This window comes from Exiguobacterium sp. s39 (genome assembly GCF_018618925.1).
GTDB lineage: Bacteria > Bacillota > Bacilli > Exiguobacteriales > Exiguobacteriaceae > Exiguobacterium_A > Exiguobacterium_A abrahamii.
Genome location: NZ_JACSNA010000001.1, coordinates 1,129,542 through 1,148,377, shown reverse-complemented (window position 1 = coordinate 1,148,377; position 18,836 = coordinate 1,129,542). Strand labels below are relative to the sequence as shown.

Sequence of the window (18,836 nt, the reverse complement as noted above, 5' to 3'; positions counted from 1 at the left end):
ATTCTACTTAAAATCATGACTTCCCAATATTTTATTATTTTTAGAAAATTCAGGTTTTATTTCGGTTCTGATAAGGAAAATAAACGACAGGAACTAGAAAGAGGGGATGGCGGTGAATACACAGCGACGTTCTTCCAATAGTCTGCAATATCATCGAGAGATTCGAGCAAATTATCAATTGTTCGGGATGATAATTTTTGTATTGACGAGTTGTGGTGCCGTTTTATACATTGTGGCGAATATATTTAGTCGCTCCGGTTTAGATGGAGCCGATTGGGTGCGAGCAATCGTCATTGCAAGTGCTGGAATCGTGCAATATTTCATTGGTAAAAGTACATTGTCGGATCGATTGAAGCCACATATGATGTCGAGTATTTTTTTATTGATTCCTTATATTTATTATCCATTCATTGATCGAGGCGTTCAGTCCGTTTGGGCATGCGCACTACTTTTCATTTTAGCGTCTCTTGTTGTTATTAACCGAACGATGTTGTTATACGCAACGAGCATCACGACGATCTCCCTACTCTATATCTGGTATCAAACTCCTTCATTAGAAAACGTTACGATGTTTGCATCTGATCATATCGCACGAATTGGACTTATCTTAATTGCGACGATCATCAGTTTATTGATCCATAATCAATACGTCACCCGTCTTGAACGTAATATTGACTACTTAGCACGTTTACAAGAACAAGCATTTACGGATACTGTGACAGGTTTGTCGAACCGTTCTTCTTTTGTCATAGAAGTGGACAAGAAAAAACGAGAAGGCGACATGATTTGTCTTGTTGATCTGGATGATTTTAAAACCGTCAATGATGCTTTTGGTTACCGGACAGGTGACCGCACTTTGCACATCATTGGTCGTCGGTTAATGAATCGCTTTCCGGATTGTACGATTGCGAAAGCGAGCGGAAGTGCTTTTTTACTGCATGCTCCAAACCATTACGATGCACGAACTCTTTGTGACGATATTTTATCGAGTGTATCAGAGCGCGTTCAAATTGACTTTAAACAGATTAACGTCACTGCAAGTATCGGTGTTTCCTATGTAAATGACGAAACGACGGACCATGTCATTAATGATGCGGAGATTGCCTTATTCACAGCTAAATCCAATCGGAAAAATACTTATGCAATTACAGATTTAGCGACACAAAATGAACGAAAACGGGCGCTTCAATTAACACGCGACTTATACGATGCAGAGCTGGATCGCGACTTTTTTATTTTATTTCAACCTCAGGTCAATGCAAAAACGCGTCAAATTACAGGAGTCGAAGCATTGATTCGTTGGAATCATCCGGAATATGGTCTCGTTCCGCCAAATGAGTTCATTCCACTTGCGGAGCGGACACGTTTCATTGAGACATTAGGCGTTTGGGTCATGCGTCAAGCTTGTTTCCAGGGTAAAGCATGGTTGGAAGAAGGGAAGGAGCCGTTAACGATTTCTGTGAATGTCTCACCGTGGGAATTACGTCAACCCGATTTTATGGATCGCGTATTGGCGATCTTAAAACAGTCTGGCTTCCCTCCGTCATTACTCGAAATCGAGATGACAGAACACATCTTCATTGAAGGAACAGAGCAAATCATCGAGACATTAAACGCACTTCATTTATACGGGATCCGGATTGCGCTCGATGACTTCGGAACGGGATTTTCATCGATGCAATCGTTAGTGGAGTTACCGTTCGATCAATTGAAGATTCCAAAAGAAATCGTTCAAGAAGCCATTCATTCAGAGAAAAAACGAGCGATGATCGAGACGATCATTCAGTTAGGAAAGCGATTAGATATGACAATCGTAGCTGAAGGGATTGAATTAGAAGAAGAGGCGACATTGCTCGAGCGATTGGGATGTCATACGTTGCAAGGATATCTCTTCCATCGCCCGTTACAACCAAGACAATTAGAACACTTTTTAACGATGTATCGAGAAGGCTGACGATATGATATATCAAAGAAAGAAAGTAAACAGGCGATGGACATGGTCCATCGCCTGTTCGTATAGCTATTTATCAATGAATCACAGATACCGCGCAAAACGACGTTCGAGAACCTCTTGAATGACTGCGATACAAGAACAGATTCCCCAGTAGATGAACGCAACAACAAAATAAACGGTCATATAATCGAATTCGCGCCCACCGACGATTTTTGCTTTTTGAAAAATCTCAGGAACTGTAATCATAGCAGCAAGCGATGAAGCTTTGACCAGATCAAGCAAGACGTTTGAGAGTGGTGGGATGGCAATCCGGATCGCTTGTGGCAAAATGATGCCAACAAACGTCCGATACCTGGATAAACCGAGTGACGCTGCCGCCTCTTCTTGCCCACGATCAATCGATAATAAGGAAGAACGAATGATCTCTGCCATGTACGCAGCACTATTCAAACTAAAACCGGTGATTGCTGCTGTTAACGCGTCAAGTTGAATATTGATGACCGGCAGTCCGAAATACAACATGAACAGCAACACGAGAATCGGAACACCACGCATGAACGAGATATAAGCGCTAGCCCCGATGCGTAAAAGTCGAAGGTGAGACAGACGGCAAAGGGCAAGGATTAACCCGATTCCGAGACCAATGGCCATGCTGAGCAAGGAAATCCATAGCGTCTGTCCCAGTCCACTCAAAATATAAGGAAACGATTCGACCGCCAATTCCGGATTGAAGACGGACCGCCAATCAATCGAAGACATCGTCAGTTCACATCGACGATCGTCGTTTTGACGTCAGGCATTTGGGAGACATCTTTTCCAGCATAGAATTGCTTCGAAATTTCCTTTAATGTGCCGTCTTCCTTCATTTTATCGAGTTGTTCGTTAATGTTGGATTGAAGTTCCTTGTTATCTAAATCCATGATTAAACCAACCTGACTTGGATTATAAGCGATATCAGGATGAATCGTAATATCGAAGTCTTTGAAGAAATCGACAGCGAGTGTTTGCAAGTAGTAATCATTCAAGATGACGTCTGTTCGACCATTTGAGACATCTCGTAGATATTGATCGTTCGTCGCGTTATCGTACGTGACTTCTTTTGCACCGAATTTTTTAGCGATTTGCATATACGTCGTTGTAGCTTCTCCGGCAGCTTTTTTCCCTTTTAAGTCTTCAAGAGACTTGATGCCTGACAAATCACTTTTACGGACGATTGCCGTACCATACGTATATTTATATGGTTTTGAGAACGCGAATTTTTCTTTACGATCATCGGTGATCGTAATGTCGTTGGCGGCAAGATCGACTTGACCTGTATTGACGCTTGTCAACATACCGTCAAATGACATCTCTTTGAATTTCACTTTCAAATCAAGACGTTTTGCTACTTCTTTGACGACTTCAACGTCGAATCCAGTCAACTTATTGTTTTTCTCTTCATGATAAGATGTCGGATAAAGTGTACCAGCCGTAGCGACGACAATCGTTCCTTCTTTTTGAATCTTGTCATATGCGGTTGCCTTCTCCTCTTGCTGACCACATGCGCTTAATAAGATCGAGCTTCCTGCGATCAAGAGACCCGTAAATTGCATTGTTTTTTTCATCGTATTATTCCTCTCTTTATTTCCATGATCAATAACTCTTTTCATAGTTAAAAATACCACGGAATCATATGTTCGGGCAAAGTAATACGCGCACAAAGTGTAGAATTCAACCAAAAAAAATATTGAATGAATATCCAAGTTTGTGTAAGCGTTATCAATGTTGATATATGGTAATTCTATCTCTAGAGGTTGAACAAAATGGTGATTATGCATAGTAGCGAATAAACATAAAAGGGTGTAAAGTATAATTTAACTGAATATACAGAAAATTAAGAAGGCAAGGAGAGTGCTACTATGACATTTCATCAATACCCTGAACAGCAGGGATTATACGACCCTCGTATGGAACATGATGCGTGCGGGATCGGGGTTTACGCACATCAAACAGGACGAGCGAGTCATGAAATCGTTGAACATGCATTGGCCATGCTTTGTCAAATGGAACACCGTGGTGGACAAGGAAGCGATGCGAAGACGGGAGACGGGGCGGGTATTTTAACGCAATTACCAGATCGTTTGTTTCGTGAAACGGTTCGTCACATTTCCTTTCCTAAAAAAGGGGATTATGGCGTTTTCATGATGTTCTTACCACGTGAGGAACGAGAACGGGTGCGACTCGAACGAACGTTAGAGTCAATCATTTTGACGGAAGGACAAGACGTCTTAGGATGGCGTACCGTACCCGTCCAGTCCGAAGTGCTTGGGTCGGGTGCCCGCCGCACGGAGCCAGTCATTCGTCAATGTTTCATTGGTGCAAAGGCGATGGAAGGATTGACATTTGAACGAACACTCTTTTTGATTCGTCGCGCATTTGAACGTGAATCGGAGCAACTCGGTCTTGAACAATACGTCCTGAGTAGCTCGAGTGAAACAATCGTTTATAAGGGACTCGTGACGACGGATCAATTGCGTGCGTACTTCGATGACTTACAAGACGAGCGCTATCAGTCTGGATTTGGTATCGTGCATTCGCGTTTTAGTACGAATACGTTCCCAAGTTGGAAACGTGCCCATCCGAACCGTTATTTGATTCACAACGGCGAAATCAATACGTTGCAAGGAAATATTCGGGCGATGCGCGGTCGAGAACGTCGACTTGCTGAGACGACATATGGTAATCGGGCAGAGGAAGTGTTACCGATTCTAGATGAGACAGGTAGCGACTCGTCGATGCTTGATAATGCGTTTGAGTTTCTTCATCTGTCCGGACTCTCACTCGCTGAGACAGCACTGATGCTCGTACCGGAACCATTCGAACATGCTGAGATCAGACCAGCGAAGCGCGCGTATTATGAGTACCACAGTAGCATGATGGAGCCATGGGATGGTCCGTCTGCAATCGTCTTTACGAACGGAAAACAGATCGGTGCGACGCTTGACCGAAACGGTTTACGTCCAGCGCGATATGTATTGTTACGCGATGGTCACTTCATGTTGTCGTCAGAAGCAGGAGTACTCCCTCTTCGTGAACAAGACATCCTGTACAAAAAACGATTAGCACCGGGTGAACTGCTTTTACTCGACTTTGCGTCCGGTCAGTTGATCGCAGACGAAGAGATTAAACGGGAGCTAGCGACACGTCATCCCTACGCGGAGTGGCTCGCGCAAGAAGTCGTTTCCCTTTCAAGTAACGACTTCAAGGAAACACTCGTTGAACTTGGAACGAAACAACGACACTTCGGATATACGCGTGAAGATATCGATCAATACTTGATCCCGCTCGTCGAAGAACAAAAGGATCCGTTAGGTGCGATGGGGACGGATATACCGCTAGCGGTCTTAAGTGAACGCCCTCAATCCTTGTTCCGATATTTCAAGCAACTGTTCGCACAAGTCACGAATCCACCAATTGACGCGTTACGCGAAGAGATCGTCACCTCGACGCTGACATGGCTTGGTCGACAAGGGGAACTGCTGACGCCGAACCGCGCGAACTGTCGTCGTGTTCGCTTAGAGACCCCGATTCTGCGACCAGACGAAGCCCATGCGCTTAAACAAAGTGGACTTAAGCAAAAAACGATTTCGACGACGTTCACCGACTCGCTTGCAGAAGCGCTCGACATGATCGTTGATGAGGCTGTGACCGCTGCACGAAACGGGTATGAATTATTGACATTATCGGATCGTCTCGTACGCCCCGGCACATTGCCGATGCCAATCCTCTTAGTGACGAGTGCGATTCATCATGCGCTGATCCGCAAGGGATTACGTACAAATCTCAGCTTGATCGTTGAAGGTGGAGAGATTCGTGAAGTCCACCATGTCGCGACGTTGCTCGGATATGGTGCGGATGCGATTTATCCGTACCTGGCATATACGACGCTTGAAGAAGCGATAGGGGATCGTTTTACGGATGTAGACAAACGTTACCAAAAAGCAGTCACGGAAGGCGTCGTCAAAGTCATGTCGAAGATGGGCATTTCGACGGTCTTCAGCTACCGTGGTGCGCAAATCTTTGAAGCAGTCGGAATCGATCGCTCCGTCATCGACCAGCATTTCACTGGTACGGTCTCTCAATTGAGCGGGATGACGCTTGAACTGATGGAAGAAGAAGTCCGACGAGCACAACAGGTTGCAGATGAACGGATTTATTTAGAGTCCGGTAGTGTCTTCCGGTACCGTCAAGCAGGAGAACATCATGCCTTTAACCCAGCAACGATTCATTTGTTGCAACACGCATGCCGTACGAATGATTACCGGCTTTATCAAAAGTACGCTCAACGCATTCAGGAGGAACCGGCAACGGTGCTACGACATCTGTTGACGTTCAAGGAGACGAAGGCGATCCCAATTGAAGAAGTTGAGCCTGTCAGCGAAATCGTCAAATACTTCAAGACGGGTGCGATGTCATACGGCTCGTTATCAAAAGAAGCGCACGAGACGCTTGCGATCGCGATGAACCGCTTAGGCGGAAAGAGTAATAGTGGTGAAGGCGGTGAAGAGGAGGAACGATACGAACGGGATGAAAATGGTGACTTCCGGATGAGCCGAATCAAGCAGATCGCCTCTGGTCGTTTTGGGGTGACAAGTCATTACCTCGTTCACGCGGACGAATTACAAATCAAGGTGGCACAAGGTGCGAAGCCCGGAGAAGGTGGTCAATTGCCTGGTGAAAAAGTCTATCCGTGGATCGCACGGGTGCGTGCATCGACACCGGGTGTTGGATTGATTTCCCCACCACCACATCACGATATCTATTCGATTGAAGATTTGGCCCAGTTAATTCATGACTTAAAACGTGCCAATGATCAAGCCCGGATTAGCGTCAAACTTGTCGCAAAAGGTGGCGTTGGGACGATCGCGGCTGGAGTTGCGAAGGGGCTTGCGGACGTCATTGTCATCAGTGGTCATGACGGCGGCACGGGTGCCTCGCCGAAGACGAGTATTCAACATGCCGGACTGCCATGGGAGCTTGGTCTTGCTGAGACGCACCAAACGTTGACATTAAACGGGTTGCGCGAGCGTGTCGTCCTTGAAACCGACGGAAAGCTATTGACTGGTCGCGACGTCATCCTCGCCGCGATGCTCGGAGCGAATGAGTATGGGTTTGCGACAGCTCCGCTCATCGCCGTCGGATGTATCATGATGCGTGCTTGTCATCTCGATACGTGTCCTGTTGGTGTCGCGACGCAAGATCCAGAGCTCCGTAAGAAATTCACGGGATCTGCCGATGACGTCGTCCATTTCATGACGTTCATCGCAGAGGAAGTACGAGAACATTTAGCGAAGCTCGGTGTTAGCCGACTACAAGATCTCGTAGGGCGGACGGACCTACTCGAACCATCGGAGCGACAACGGACGCATTGGAAGGCGAAGAGTCTTGATTTTTCGCGTCTCCTCGTTCACGTGACACACGGTCCGGCTGAACAACAACAGCATCATGTCGAGCGTTCCTTTGACGCGCGTGAAATCTCGCCGTATTTGGAGGCGGCAGATTTCAGTCAGCCTCAGACACTACGTTTAACGATTCAAAATACAGACCGTGCGATCGGAACGCAGACCGGTGCCATGCTAACAAGACGGTTTGGGGCCCTTGGTCTGCCAACGGATCGATTGAAACTCGAACTGAATGGATCTGCCGGACAAAGTTTAGGTGCGTATTTACCACGCGGAGTAACGCTTGATGTCACGGGAGAAGCGAATGATTACGTCGGGAAAGGATTGTCCGGAGGTATCATCGCCGTTCATCCTCCACGTTCGATTTCGTTCGTCTCGTCCGATCAGTCGATCATTGGTAACGTCGCACTTTACGGGGCGACGAGTGGAGAACTCTATGTCAACGGTCAGGCAGGTGAGCGATTTGCGGTTCGAAACAGTGGAGCAGTCGCTGTCGTCGAAGGAATCGGTAACCATGGACTCGAGTATATGACCGGTGGATCCGTTGTCGTCCTTGGCGATGTCGGAAAAAACTTTGCTGCCGGTATGTCAGGTGGTGTCGCCTATGTCTTGCCGCGTAATCCTGAACAATTTTTACAACGTGTCAACCGCGAACTCGTTTCGACGGGACCTGTCACGCATGTCGAAGAGATTGCGCGACTGAAGACGTTCATCGAACGTCACGTCGCACGGACCGGAAGTGAGCAGGGAGATGCGATTCTAGCGAACTGGGATCATGTCATTCATTCGTTCATCCGCGTCATTCCTTCGACGTATGAGAAAGTGACAACGTTGATGGCTGATTTCGCTAAACAAGGACACAACACCGAAGAAGCGATGTTGCTCGCATTTGAGACACATCTAGGGCGCAGAACAGGAGGGGTACGATGAAACGACGCGATCAATTCATGACAGTTGCTCGTTCGGGTGGAACGGAACGACATCCAAGCGAACGAGTGGGTGATTTTAAGGAATATAAGACGGCTTTGACGGAAGCAGAAGCGAGTCAACAAGCAAGTCGATGTATGGATTGTGGCACTCCGTTTTGCCATGTAGGGGAAGTGTTTGATCAAGTGAAGATTGGTTGTCCAGTCTATAACTTGATTCCAGAATGGAACTTGCTCGTAGAAGAAGGACGTTTTCAAGAGGCACTCGATCGCCTTCTTGAGACGAACAATTTCCCGGAATTCACGGGTCGCGTCTGCCCGGCGCCATGTGAAGGGTCGTGTACGTTGTCGATTCATGAACCTGCGGTCGCAATCAAAGATATCGAACGGACGATCATCGACATTGGCTTTGAAAAAGGATGGGTCGTGCCCCGAATTCCAGCAATACGATCAACACGTTCGATTGCCATCGTTGGATCTGGTCCTGCCGGTCTTGCGGCTGCCGATCAGCTGAATCAAGCCGGTCACCAAGTGACGGTCTACGAGCGGGAAGATCGGATTGGCGGATTACTCACGTACGGTATACCAGCCATGAAACTTGATAAAGAGGTCGTACAGCGCCGTGTTGATTTGCTTGAAGCAGAAGGGATCCACTTCCGGACGAACGTCACGATCGGTGCAGATATCACTCTCGAGACACTTGAAGCGGAGTATGACGCCGTCATCTTATGTGTCGGCGCGACGGAACCACGCAAATTAACAAATGCGCCAACGCGTGGAGTTGGTTATGCGATGGATTATTTGACAGGGGTGACACGTCACGTGCTCTCGCAAGAACCGTTGTCTGCTGATCATGACGCAAAAGATAAAGATATTCTCGTCATCGGTGGAGGCGACACCGGAGCGGACTGTGTGGCAACAGCACTCCGTCAACGTTGTCGCTCCGTCGTCCAATTCGGTAAACATGAACAACCGGGTACGACGCGTGCAGCAGGAAACATGTGGCCGGATACACCGTCACTCTACTCCATCGATTATGGGTACGCAGAAGCGTTTCAACAATTCGGTCGGGATCCTCGTGAATACTTGATCGCGATCAAGCGTTTCACAACAAGTGAATCGGGTCAAGTCACCGGTGTCTGGACGATTCAGACGACGAAAACAAAAAATGAATCGGGTACAGTGATCTTTGAGGAGATCGAAGGGAGCGATCGTTACTTCCCAGTCGATCAAGTCTGGATTGCCATTGGATTCAGTGGTGTCGAAGAGAACGTACTCGAACATTTAGCAGTCGCCTCGGAACGAGGGAAAATCAAGACGACGCGTTACGCAACGAACCGACCAGGCGTATTTGCCGCAGGTGACGCAAGACGTGGTCAATCACTGATCGTCTGGGCGATTCGCGAAGGTCGTGAAGTAGCGGAAGCCGTCGGACAATATTTAAAAGCAATGCAACAAACAGGCTAAATCACATCGTCTGGATTTTCTGGCAACATCGGAAATCCAGGCTTTTTTGTGTTTGGCAAAGAAATCTGCCAGTTCAAAAATAACTATTGATTTTGTTTCAAGGTGAAACACCGAAAATATTTCTGCTATTCTTATAAAATGAAGAGGAGGTATGACAGATGAATTCAGAAATCATCTATTTCGTATGCGAGAGTGGAATGGCGAGTAGTATCATGGGGGCTACGATTTTAAGAAAGCGCTTACTTGAATGCGGTATTACGACAGACGTCAAGACATGTCGGATCGCAGAACTACCTGATCAAGCAGCTTTTATCGTCGGAGAAACGCAGCTCGTCCATCGACACGTATGGAAAACACATTGTTCGGTTCATCCAGTCGATCGGATTCTTGATCCGACTGCATATGACGTTATCCTCGAATCTTGGCAGAAAAGAGTGAGGCTGCATGACTGAATTTACACCACGGGAGCATGATATCTTATTTTTCCTCTTATCACGTGAGGAACCTGTTCAAATACAAGAGATTGCGGAAACGCTCGAGACATCGGAACGAACGATTCAACGTGAACGCGATCGTCTTGCCCAGTCTTTAGAAGATCATGATTTGCGTTTGACATATGTTCGCGGCAGAGGTCTCTTAATTGAGGGAACGGACGAAGCCAAACATGCATTACGGGACCAACTCTTGTTGTCACATAAACAATTACCGAACGCTGAAGATCGCCAAGTCGAGTTAGCGTATCGGCTACTACAAGAAGAAGGGATGGTCAAATTACAGGCGATCGCCCATGCGATGTATGTGGCTCCGAGCACGGTCAGCCAGGATTTAGAGCGGATTGATGAGTGGTTTCTACAATATGACCTTGAAATCAAGCGCAAAAAAGGTATTGGTGCCGAAGTCATCGGCGAAGAAATCAACAAACGCCGTTTACTGATTTCATTGATCTTTACGCAATGGGATGTTCTCGCTTTCTATCGGTTGTTACAAGGCGACGCCGGGCAATTACCTCATCTGTTACGCATGAATCGAACATCCTGGCTTGAGATGATCAATCAAGCGTACGCGGTCATAGCGCCATTGACGAAAGAAGGGCGTCTCAATGACCGACAAATCATGCGTGCGACACTCAGCTTAGCTTTACAAGCGTTACGCAAAGATCAGTTTCCGATGCGTTACGAGTTAAAAGCGTATCCGGTCGAAATCCTCAAATGGGTGGAACGCGTCGAAGAGCGATTACCTGACACGTTGTCGATTGCCGAACGCCAATGGTTATCAGAAGAATTGCGTGCTTTCTTTCAATCGGACGCAGGAGATACGGAAGAACTCGTCACGCGCCTTCGTGTAAAACGATTGATTGAGCATGTCTCCTTATTATATGGAACGAACTTTACGAAGGATCATACGCTAGAACGCGGACTCGTCTCGCATATTCAATCGTACACACGTCAAAATAGCGTCAATCCGTCCTATGTCATCAAACAAATCGAACGGGAATATCCGCGCTTGTTTGATGCGGTCAAACAAGCAGCACTGTCGATCTTCACCGATGCGACATTTGAAGACGTAGATTTAGCATTTTGGGTCATGCATTTCGGTGCCGTTCTCAGCAAACCGACACCAAAACTCCCATATCGTGTTCTAGTCGTCTGCTCTGCTGGACTCGGTTCCTCTAAGTTGTTGATGAATCGGCTACGGCAAGAATTCGCTGAACTCGAGCACATCGATAACTCGTCCTTGTTTGGCATCGAACGGTTACCAATCGATTCGTACGACTTTGTATTGTCGACTGTACCGTTGCCTGACATTCGTCCACCACATCTTCTCGTCAACCCGTTGCTTCCTCAGGATGAGGTCGAACGGATTCGGAAATTAATTCTCGCCTTGCCTAAATCCTTTCAACCGGCACCGCGAAAGACAAAAACGGAATGGCTCGATCTTGAGCAATTGCATCGGCTCGTTGCATCGTCCATTCAAGTATCGGACGGATTCCGAATGGAACGGTTAGAGCGCGTGGGCGATGGGATTGAATCGCTCTTGTTTGAGATCAGTACACGCATGGTCGAGCAAGGATTGGCGAAGTCAGCTGTTTCGCTCTCTGGACAATTGCTGCGTCGTCATGAGATGTCAGGTCTCGGTATTCCGGGAACACGGCTCGCACTATTTCACGGACGCGATGCGACGATTCAACGAGGGGGATTTCTTATCTTTGAATTGCCCGAACCAATCGACTTACTCGGAATGGATCAACAGTTGCAATCCGTCGAACGGCTTCTCATCTTGGTCGCACCGGAAGAGACCTCGAATGAAATGCTTGAATTACTCAGTTCGATCAGTGCTGCGATCATCGAGAGTCCCGAACAAATGGATCAATTCGAGTTCGGGGAGGAACAGACGATTCGTCTGCTTTTGAATCGAACGTTTCGAACGGTCATTGATCAATTCCTAGGTCACACTTGAAAAATCCCTGTCACTCCATTCCTGAAGTGACAGGGATTTTTTTAGGTCAGGCAGGCTTCTTTCCAGTCTGTCCAACTTCTTGGACAAAGACTGAACTAGGAAAGATTGAGTAAGCGCTTGCAGTGCTCTTACAATAAGGTCATAGCAAAGCAATCATCTTATCAACTCATACACGAAATGGAGGCTAACGCAATGGCGACAGCTCAAAATGGAGCACGGGGCATCCGTGTACAAGTTCAACGGTTCGGAAGCTTTTTAAGCGGTATGGTCATGCCGAACATCGGTGCATTCATCGCCTGGGGGATCATCACGGCACTGTTCATCCCAACTGGATGGGCACCAAATAAGGAACTCGGTGAACTCGTCGGTCCGACGATCACCTATCTCTTACCGTTGCTGATCGGATACACAGGCGGGAAATTAATGCATGACGTCAGAGGGGGCGTCGTCGGGACGCTCGCGACGATGGGGGTCATCGTCGGAACAGAGATTCCGATGTTCCTCGGTGCCATGATCATGGGACCACTTGGCGGATATGTCATCAAAAAGTTTGATCAGTTGATCGAAGGAAAAATCAAACCAGGTCTCGAGATGCTCGTCAACAATTTCTCGGTCGGAATCATCGGTGGTTTGTTGATGCTCGGTGGATTCAAAGTGTTCGGACCACTCATGACAGGTCTTGACGACATCATGGCTGCAGCAGTTGGTGCAATTGTCAGTGCACACTTATTACCGCTTGCCAGTTTGTTCATCGAACCAGCAAAAATTTTATTCTTAAACAACGCAATCAACCACGGTATCTTAAGCCCTCTTGGTCTCGATCAAGTGAATGAAGCAGGAAAATCGGTACTGTTCTTACTCGAAGCCAACCCAGGTCCGGGTCTCGGATTGTTACTCGCCTACTCGTTCTTCGGTTCTGGTGCAGCAAAGAAAACAGCACCGGGTGCTGCGTTCATTCAATTCATCGGTGGGATTCACGAAATCTACTTCCCGTATGTCTTGATGAAGCCGGTCTTATTGCTTGCGATGATCGCAGGCGGTATGAGTGGGATCCTCACATTCGTCCTATTTGATGTCGGTTTAGTCGCACCTGCTTCACCGGGTAGTATCATCGCTGTCCTTGCAATGGCATCCCGCGGCTCTTACGTCGGATTGATCGCCGGTGTCCTTGTCTCAGCATCTGTGACATTCGTTGTCTCGACAGTCTTATTGAAAACAAGCAAAGCAAAAGAGACATCACTTGAAGAAGCAAGTGCGAACGTCAGTGCGATGAAAGGAAAACAATCGATTGCCTCGACACTCGTTTCAGCTGATGCCAAACCACTTGCGGAAGTCGAACATATCATTTTCGCTTGTGACGCTGGTATGGGATCGAGTGCGATGGGGGCATCTGTCCTTCGCAATAAAATCAATAAAGCGGGCTTACCGATCAAAGTGACGAATACGTCGATCAGTCAACTGCCGCAAAACGCCGAACTGATCATCACGCATCGTGATTTGACGGAGCGGGCGAAGGAACAAGTCCCAACGGCAGAACACCGATCAGTCGATAATTTCCTGAATGCCGGGTATTATGATCAACTCGTCCATGAGATCGAAACAGCACGGAATAAGATTTCTTAAAAATAAAGAGAGAGACACTCAAGGAGGAATAAACATGACAACGACAATGAACCTTTCACCAGAACTTGTATTACTTGACCAACAATTCGCAGACGAGACGGCAGCCATTACGGCTGCCGGTCAACTCCTCGTCGATCACGGATATGTCGAAGCGGGTTATATCGATTCAATGCAGGAGCGTCATGCCTTATCGACGGTCTACATCGGCAACCATGTCGCGATTCCCCACGGAACAGAGTCGGCTAAATCACAGGTCAAGAAAACGGGGCTATCGATTCTACAAGTACCGCAAGGCGTAGCATTCGGAACGGAACAAGCACGACTCGTCATCGGCATCGCTGGCGTTGGGGATGAACACCTCGAGTTGCTATCGAATATCGCGGTCATTTGCTCCGATGAGGAGAACGTCGAGCGTATCGTGGCAGCGACATCAAAAGAAGAAATCATCGCCTTATTGACAGCGGAGGTGTAAGCATGAAAGCCATCCATTTTGGTGCCGGTAACATCGGACGTGGGTTCATCGGCTTACAACTCGTCAAGACGGGTTACGAAGTCTGTTTCGTAGATGTCAATACGACGGTCGTCGATGCATTAAAAACGAGACAAACCTACGAAGTAGGTTATGCCTCTGAACAAGGAGGACGTGAACGGGTCAACGGCGTGACAGCACTCAACAGTTTATCTGAACCGGATCAAGTCATTGCAGCGATTCGCGATGCAGACGTGATTACAACAGCTGTCGGCCCGAGCTTGTTATCGAAAGTATCTCCTTTGATCGCGGAAGGGTTACGTCAACGTGATCAACAGACACCTGTCTACGTCATTGCGTGTGAGAACATGATCGGTGGGTCAAAACACTTGCAAGCAGAGGTGGCGAAACATCACCCCGTAGCGGAGAACTGGTATTTCCCGAATGCAGCGGTTGACCGGATCGTACCGCTTCAACATCACGAAGACCCGTTGTACGTCGAAGTGGAAGAATTCTTCGAATGGGTGATTGAGACGACTGGACTACCGGAAGCTTATCCACGGATCGAAGGCGTCACCTATGTCGAGAACATCGAACCGTTCATCGAGCGGAAGCTGTTCACCGTTAATACGGGACATGCGATCGCTTCTTATCTCGGAGCACTATTCCATAAAGAGACGATCGCTGAAAGTCTAACGGATCCACGCATCCGTCGTGGTGTCCAGACAGCACTTTACGAAACAGGATGGCTATTACTTGAAAAGTACGGCTTTAATCCGGTCGATCATAGTGCGTATATCCAAAAGAATATGAAACGCTTTGAAAACCCGCGGATTCATGATGAAATCATACGTGTCGCTCGTTCACCGATTCGTAAACTGAGTCCAAGTGACCGACTCGTCAAACCAGCAAAGGAATTGATGGAGCGTGGCATCGAAGCAGATGGATTAGCGCGTGGGATCGCAGCAGCTCTAACCTATTTCGATCCAAATGATTCAGAATCTTCAGAATTAAATGCATATATTACGAAACATGGAATCGAAGATGCGCTAAACGCGTATTTACAATTATCGGCAACGGATCCACTTGGATCTCGAATCATCGAACATTATGAAGCGATGCAACACCAAGTCAATTCGATTGCTTAAGAATAAGTGTTCTCAACACCTTTCACGGGATGTGAAAGGTGTTTTTGTATATCGAATTAAATGCGACGTGTCGTCATCGAAATGATCAGTTTTTGAAATTCTTCTATCACAATTTGATTACAATTTGTATATTAAATTTGGAATATTCGAAAACGAATATTTAGCGATTAAAATACATTGTACGCTATATGAACGGAACATCTCTATTCCGATTTTTCAGGTAAGAGAAGGTGATCATATGTTGAATTATAAAGTGAACGTATATAGATTAAACGGAGCACGACCAAAAACTACAAAAGGAACCGGACCAAAACATTTGATTTATTCGAGTCAATTTTCTTCGCGTACGCCAGTCCATTTATTGCATCAACTCATCTTGAATCGACTATTGGTTGAACAAGAAAAAAACCTTGATTTGACGTACACGATCGAAGTAAATGCGGTACTTGATCAATTCGTGATCGACGTCCGTGTCTTTTCGACAGATACGGTCAGTGTCCAAGTTGAGCGTGACTTGATTGAAATCATTGAACGCGAAGAAGTCCGTCATATCCCGGCTCTTGAAATCGGGAAACCTGATTTTGCTGAATTCGCCCACATCGTCTTAAAGGTGAAGGAAGGTGGACCACGCCTTTCACAAGAGGATACGCAACGAATTTTCAATGAGTCTGGTGTTCGAGGACGAATCATCCTGCACAAGGAGCGCATCGATAGTCATGAGCCCTCCCATTCGATTCAGTTGTTGATTGGTGGGGCCGAGAAGTGTTTGTATAGTCTTTCGCAATATCAGCTTGATCCACTCTTCCGTAAACATGGTTTGACGATTCAATCCTTGAATCTGTTACCGTTTGATTTATTCATGATTCGTGACAAAATTGCGATGCTGTCTTCGGCAGATGCTTCGCAACTGTGGATTGATGACATCACGACATCCAAGAACGGACGATCACATCAGATTTGTTTTAACGATGGGAATGAATGCATGACGGTCATCTGTGATCTTCATGGATCAATTCGTTCTTATAAGTGTTCGTGATGGTTTAACTCTTCTTCGAATAGGCTACATTCTTAACAGAGGTTCTAACGAAGGGGAGTCGAACAATCATGTTATCTAAACAACAGACGGAAGAATTCAAGCAACGGTTATTAAAGGAAAAAGAAAAGACGACATCAAACATCGAACAACGCGATACCGACTACGATGAAGGTGAATTGTCGAGTTACGATAATCATCCTGCCGATTCCGGCGATGAATTGTTCTTGCGGGAACGCGATCAAGCAATCACGGACATGCAAGAGGATATGCTCTCTGATGTGGACCGTGCCCTAAAAGCGATCGAGGACGGAACGTATGGCATTTGTAAGGTCTGTGGAAAAGAGATTGAGATTGAACGTCTTGATATCATTCCGGAAACGTTATTATGCATCGAGCATGCAAAAGAAGAAGCAGAACAAAACGAGAACGATCCCAATTCGCGACCAAGCGAAGAAGACGTACTGGATCCATCTGTCACAGCCCGCGGCAAAGACATCGACGGTGATACGGACGGATTCTCGAAAGTGAGTGACTTTGGTAGTTCTGATACACCGTCTGACCAAGAAGACGGAATTGACCCGACACGGTCTTGACCGGCAAAACATCTCCCGAAAATGGAGATGTTTTTTTTCTCGAAAAAAATCACAAATATTTACCGGAATTTTTTGACTTTTCATATAATTTTGGTACGATGGTATCGAGAGGGCTGTTTTTAGCCTATATTAAAATGTAAGCGCATACAAGCATCCGTCTCACTGCTTGACCATTTTAGTTGAGGGAGGAAATAAAGCATGATTTATGACATTCCGAACAAGCAAGGGTCAAAGGTACAGTACAAGGAACGGTATGAAAATTACATCAATGGAAAGTGGACGGCACCTGTCGGGGGAGAATATTTTGATAATGTAACACCTGTTACCGGTAAAGTATTGTGTCAAGTCGCTCGTTCCGGTAAGGAAGACATCGAACTGGCTCTTGACGCAGCACATGCGGCAAAAGAAGCATGGGGGAAAACGTCTGTAACGGAACGCTCAAACATTTTAAATAAAATCGCGAATCGGATGGAAGAAAACCTCGAGATGCTCGCTTATGCAGAGACACTTGAGAACGGGAAAGCGGTCCGTGAGACACTCAACGCCGATCTACCGCTCGCGATCGATCACTTCCGTTATTTCGCGGGGGTCATCCGTGCCCAAGAAGGTTCGGTCGGTGAACTCGACCAAGATACGGTCGCGTATCACTTCCATGAGCCACTTGGCGTCGTTGGTCAAATCATTCCGTGGAACTTCCCACTCTTGATGGCTGTCTGGAAACTAGCGCCAGCACTCGCGGCAGGGAACTGCGTCGTCTTAAAACCGGCAGAACAAACACCAGCGAGCATCATGGTACTCGTTGAGCTCATTGAGGATTTACTCCCACCGGGTGTTCTTAACATCGTCAACGGTTTTGGTCTTGAAGCAGGGAAACCGCTCGCTTCAAGCAAACGAATCGCAAAAATCGCCTTTACGGGAGAGACGACGACAGGACGTTTGATCATGCAGTACGCATCGCAAAACTTGATTCCGGTCACCCTCGAGCTCGGTGGGAAATCACCGAACATCTTCTTTGAGGATATCATGCAGGCAGACGATGCTTTCTTTGATAAAGCAATCGAAGGATTACTGATGTTCGCGTTGAATCAAGGAGAAGTCTGTACGTGTCCGTCGCGTGCCTTGATTCAAGAATCGATTTACGAGCCGTTCATGGAACGTGTTCTTGAGCGCGTTAAAGCCATCAAGATCGGAAATCCTCTTGATTCGGACGTCATGATGGGTGCTCAAGCTTCGAACGAACAGATGGAGAAAATTCTTTCATATCTTGAAATCGGTAAGTCGGAAGGCGCAGAATGTCTCATCGGTGGGGAACGCAACATGCTTGAAGGGGATCTCGCAGAAGGATATTACATCCAACCAACGATCTTCAAAGGACACAATAAGATGCGAATCTTCCAAGAGGAAATTTTCGGACCGGTCTTGTCGGTTACGACATTCAAGACGGAAGAAGAAGCGCTCGAAATTGCGAATGATACGTTATATGGTCTTGGTGCCGGCGTCTGGACACGTGATATGAACCGTGCTTATCGGTTTGGGCGTGCGATCGAAGCAGGACGCGTCTGGACGAACTGTTATCACCAATATCCAGCTCACGCGGCGTTTGGTGGTTACAAAATGTCAGGGATCGGACGTGAAAACCATAAGATGATGCTCAACCATTACCAACGGACGAAAAACCTACTCGTTAGCTACAACCCGAATAAACTCGGTTTCTTCTAAGTC

At 46.9% G+C, this 18,836-nt stretch carries 13 protein-coding genes; 11 read left to right on the top strand and 2 right to left on the bottom strand.

Features of this window, described 5'->3' with window-relative positions; genetic code table 11:
• Window positions 1-112 precede the first annotated feature (112 nt).
• Complete coding sequence (locus KNQ11_RS06150) at window positions 113-1,954, top strand: putative bifunctional diguanylate cyclase/phosphodiesterase (RefSeq protein WP_483299363.1); 1,842 nt, start codon at window positions 113-115, stop codon at window positions 1,952-1,954.
• An 81-nt stretch (window positions 1,955-2,035) separates the two neighbouring features.
• Here KNQ11_RS06150 and KNQ11_RS06145 read toward each other — a convergent pair whose 3' ends face one another.
• On the bottom strand, window positions 2,036-2,713 hold the full coding sequence (locus KNQ11_RS06145; RefSeq protein ID WP_064299703.1) for an amino acid ABC transporter permease: 678 nt from the start codon (window positions 2,711-2,713) through the stop codon (window positions 2,036-2,038).
• 2 nt (window positions 2,714-2,715) lie between these two features.
• Window positions 2,716-3,558, bottom strand: coding sequence for a transporter substrate-binding domain-containing protein (locus KNQ11_RS06140; RefSeq protein WP_214770595.1), 843 nt, complete (start codon window positions 3,556-3,558; stop codon window positions 2,716-2,718).
• Between the two features lie 294 nt (window positions 3,559-3,852).
• Here KNQ11_RS06140 and gltB point away from each other — a divergent pair, with 294 nt between their 5' ends.
• The 10 genes from gltB (at window position 3,853) to adh (ending at window position 18,833) form a co-directional block, all read left to right on the top strand.
• Complete coding sequence (gltB, locus tag KNQ11_RS06135; protein WP_214770592.1) at window positions 3,853-8,325, top strand: glutamate synthase large subunit; 4,473 nt, start codon at window positions 3,853-3,855, stop codon at window positions 8,323-8,325.
• Window positions 8,322-9,788 (top strand): glutamate synthase subunit beta, encoded by a 1,467-nt coding sequence (locus KNQ11_RS06130; protein WP_214770590.1) that lies wholly within the window; start codon window positions 8,322-8,324, stop codon window positions 9,786-9,788. Before gltB ends, KNQ11_RS06130 begins: the two co-directional genes overlap by 4 nt.
• A gap of 158 nt (window positions 9,789-9,946) precedes the next feature.
• Window positions 9,947-10,240 carry a PTS sugar transporter subunit IIB gene (locus KNQ11_RS06125; protein WP_023468563.1) on the top strand — a complete coding sequence of 98 codons (294 nt, stop codon included), beginning with the start codon at window positions 9,947-9,949 and terminating at the stop codon, window positions 10,238-10,240.
• The gene (locus tag KNQ11_RS06120) at window positions 10,233-12,245 is read left to right on the top strand and encodes a BglG family transcription antiterminator (RefSeq protein WP_214770587.1); all 2,013 of its coding nucleotides are present in this window, start codon (window positions 10,233-10,235) and stop codon (window positions 12,243-12,245) included. Before KNQ11_RS06125 ends, KNQ11_RS06120 begins: the two co-directional genes overlap by 8 nt.
• Window positions 12,246-12,437: 192 nt before the next feature.
• A complete protein-coding gene (locus KNQ11_RS06115) occupies window positions 12,438-13,868 on the top strand; it encodes a PTS mannitol transporter subunit IIBC (protein ID WP_075642502.1) in 1,431 nt (476 codons plus the stop codon).
• Window positions 13,869-13,902: 34 nt separating this feature from the next.
• On the top strand, window positions 13,903-14,340 hold the full coding sequence (locus KNQ11_RS06110; RefSeq protein WP_200934376.1) for a PTS mannitol transporter subunit IIA: 438 nt from the start codon (window positions 13,903-13,905) through the stop codon (window positions 14,338-14,340).
• Window positions 14,341-14,342: 2 nt separating this feature from the next.
• Window positions 14,343-15,485 carry a mannitol-1-phosphate 5-dehydrogenase gene (locus KNQ11_RS06105; protein WP_214770584.1) on the top strand — a complete coding sequence of 381 codons (1,143 nt, stop codon included), beginning with the start codon at window positions 14,343-14,345 and terminating at the stop codon, window positions 15,483-15,485.
• A gap of 253 nt (window positions 15,486-15,738) precedes the next feature.
• Window positions 15,739-16,521, top strand: a complete 783-nt coding sequence (locus KNQ11_RS06100; protein ID WP_353049814.1) for a hypothetical protein — start codon at window positions 15,739-15,741, stop codon at window positions 16,519-16,521.
• A 68-nt stretch (window positions 16,522-16,589) separates the two neighbouring features.
• Window positions 16,590-17,114 carry a TraR/DksA C4-type zinc finger protein gene (locus KNQ11_RS06095; RefSeq protein ID WP_023468557.1) on the top strand — a complete coding sequence of 175 codons (525 nt, stop codon included), beginning with the start codon at window positions 16,590-16,592 and terminating at the stop codon, window positions 17,112-17,114.
• A 198-nt stretch (window positions 17,115-17,312) separates the two neighbouring features.
• Window positions 17,313-18,833: an aldehyde dehydrogenase gene (gene adh, locus KNQ11_RS06090; protein ID WP_023468556.1), complete on the top strand. Its 1,521-nt coding sequence runs from the start codon at window positions 17,313-17,315 to the stop codon at window positions 18,831-18,833.
• Window positions 18,834-18,836: the final 3 nt, after the last annotated feature.

Excerpts from the sequence above, each read along its gene's own strand:
- KNQ11_RS06145 (WP_064299703.1), bottom strand. The coding sequence starts at position 2,713 with ATGTCTTCGATTGATTGGCGGTCCGTCTTCAATCCGGAATTGGCGGTC.
- KNQ11_RS06140 (WP_214770595.1), bottom strand. The coding sequence starts at position 3,558 with ATGAAAAAAACAATGCAATTTACGGGTCTCTTGATCGCAGGAAGCTCG.
- gltB (WP_214770592.1), top strand. The coding sequence starts at position 3,853 with ATGACATTTCATCAATACCCTGAACAGCAGGGATTATACGACCCTCGT.
- KNQ11_RS06130 (WP_214770590.1), top strand. The coding sequence starts at position 8,322 with ATGAAACGACGCGATCAATTCATGACAGTTGCTCGTTCGGGTGGAACG.
- KNQ11_RS06125 (WP_023468563.1), top strand. The coding sequence starts at position 9,947 with ATGAATTCAGAAATCATCTATTTCGTATGCGAGAGTGGAATGGCGAGT.
- KNQ11_RS06120 (WP_214770587.1), top strand. The coding sequence starts at position 10,233 with ATGACTGAATTTACACCACGGGAGCATGATATCTTATTTTTCCTCTTA.
- KNQ11_RS06115 (WP_075642502.1), top strand. The coding sequence starts at position 12,438 with ATGGCGACAGCTCAAAATGGAGCACGGGGCATCCGTGTACAAGTTCAA.
- KNQ11_RS06110 (WP_200934376.1), top strand. The coding sequence starts at position 13,903 with ATGACAACGACAATGAACCTTTCACCAGAACTTGTATTACTTGACCAA.
- KNQ11_RS06105 (WP_214770584.1), top strand. The coding sequence starts at position 14,343 with ATGAAAGCCATCCATTTTGGTGCCGGTAACATCGGACGTGGGTTCATC.
- KNQ11_RS06095 (WP_023468557.1), top strand. The coding sequence starts at position 16,590 with ATGTTATCTAAACAACAGACGGAAGAATTCAAGCAACGGTTATTAAAG.
- adh (WP_023468556.1), top strand. The coding sequence starts at position 17,313 with ATGATTTATGACATTCCGAACAAGCAAGGGTCAAAGGTACAGTACAAG.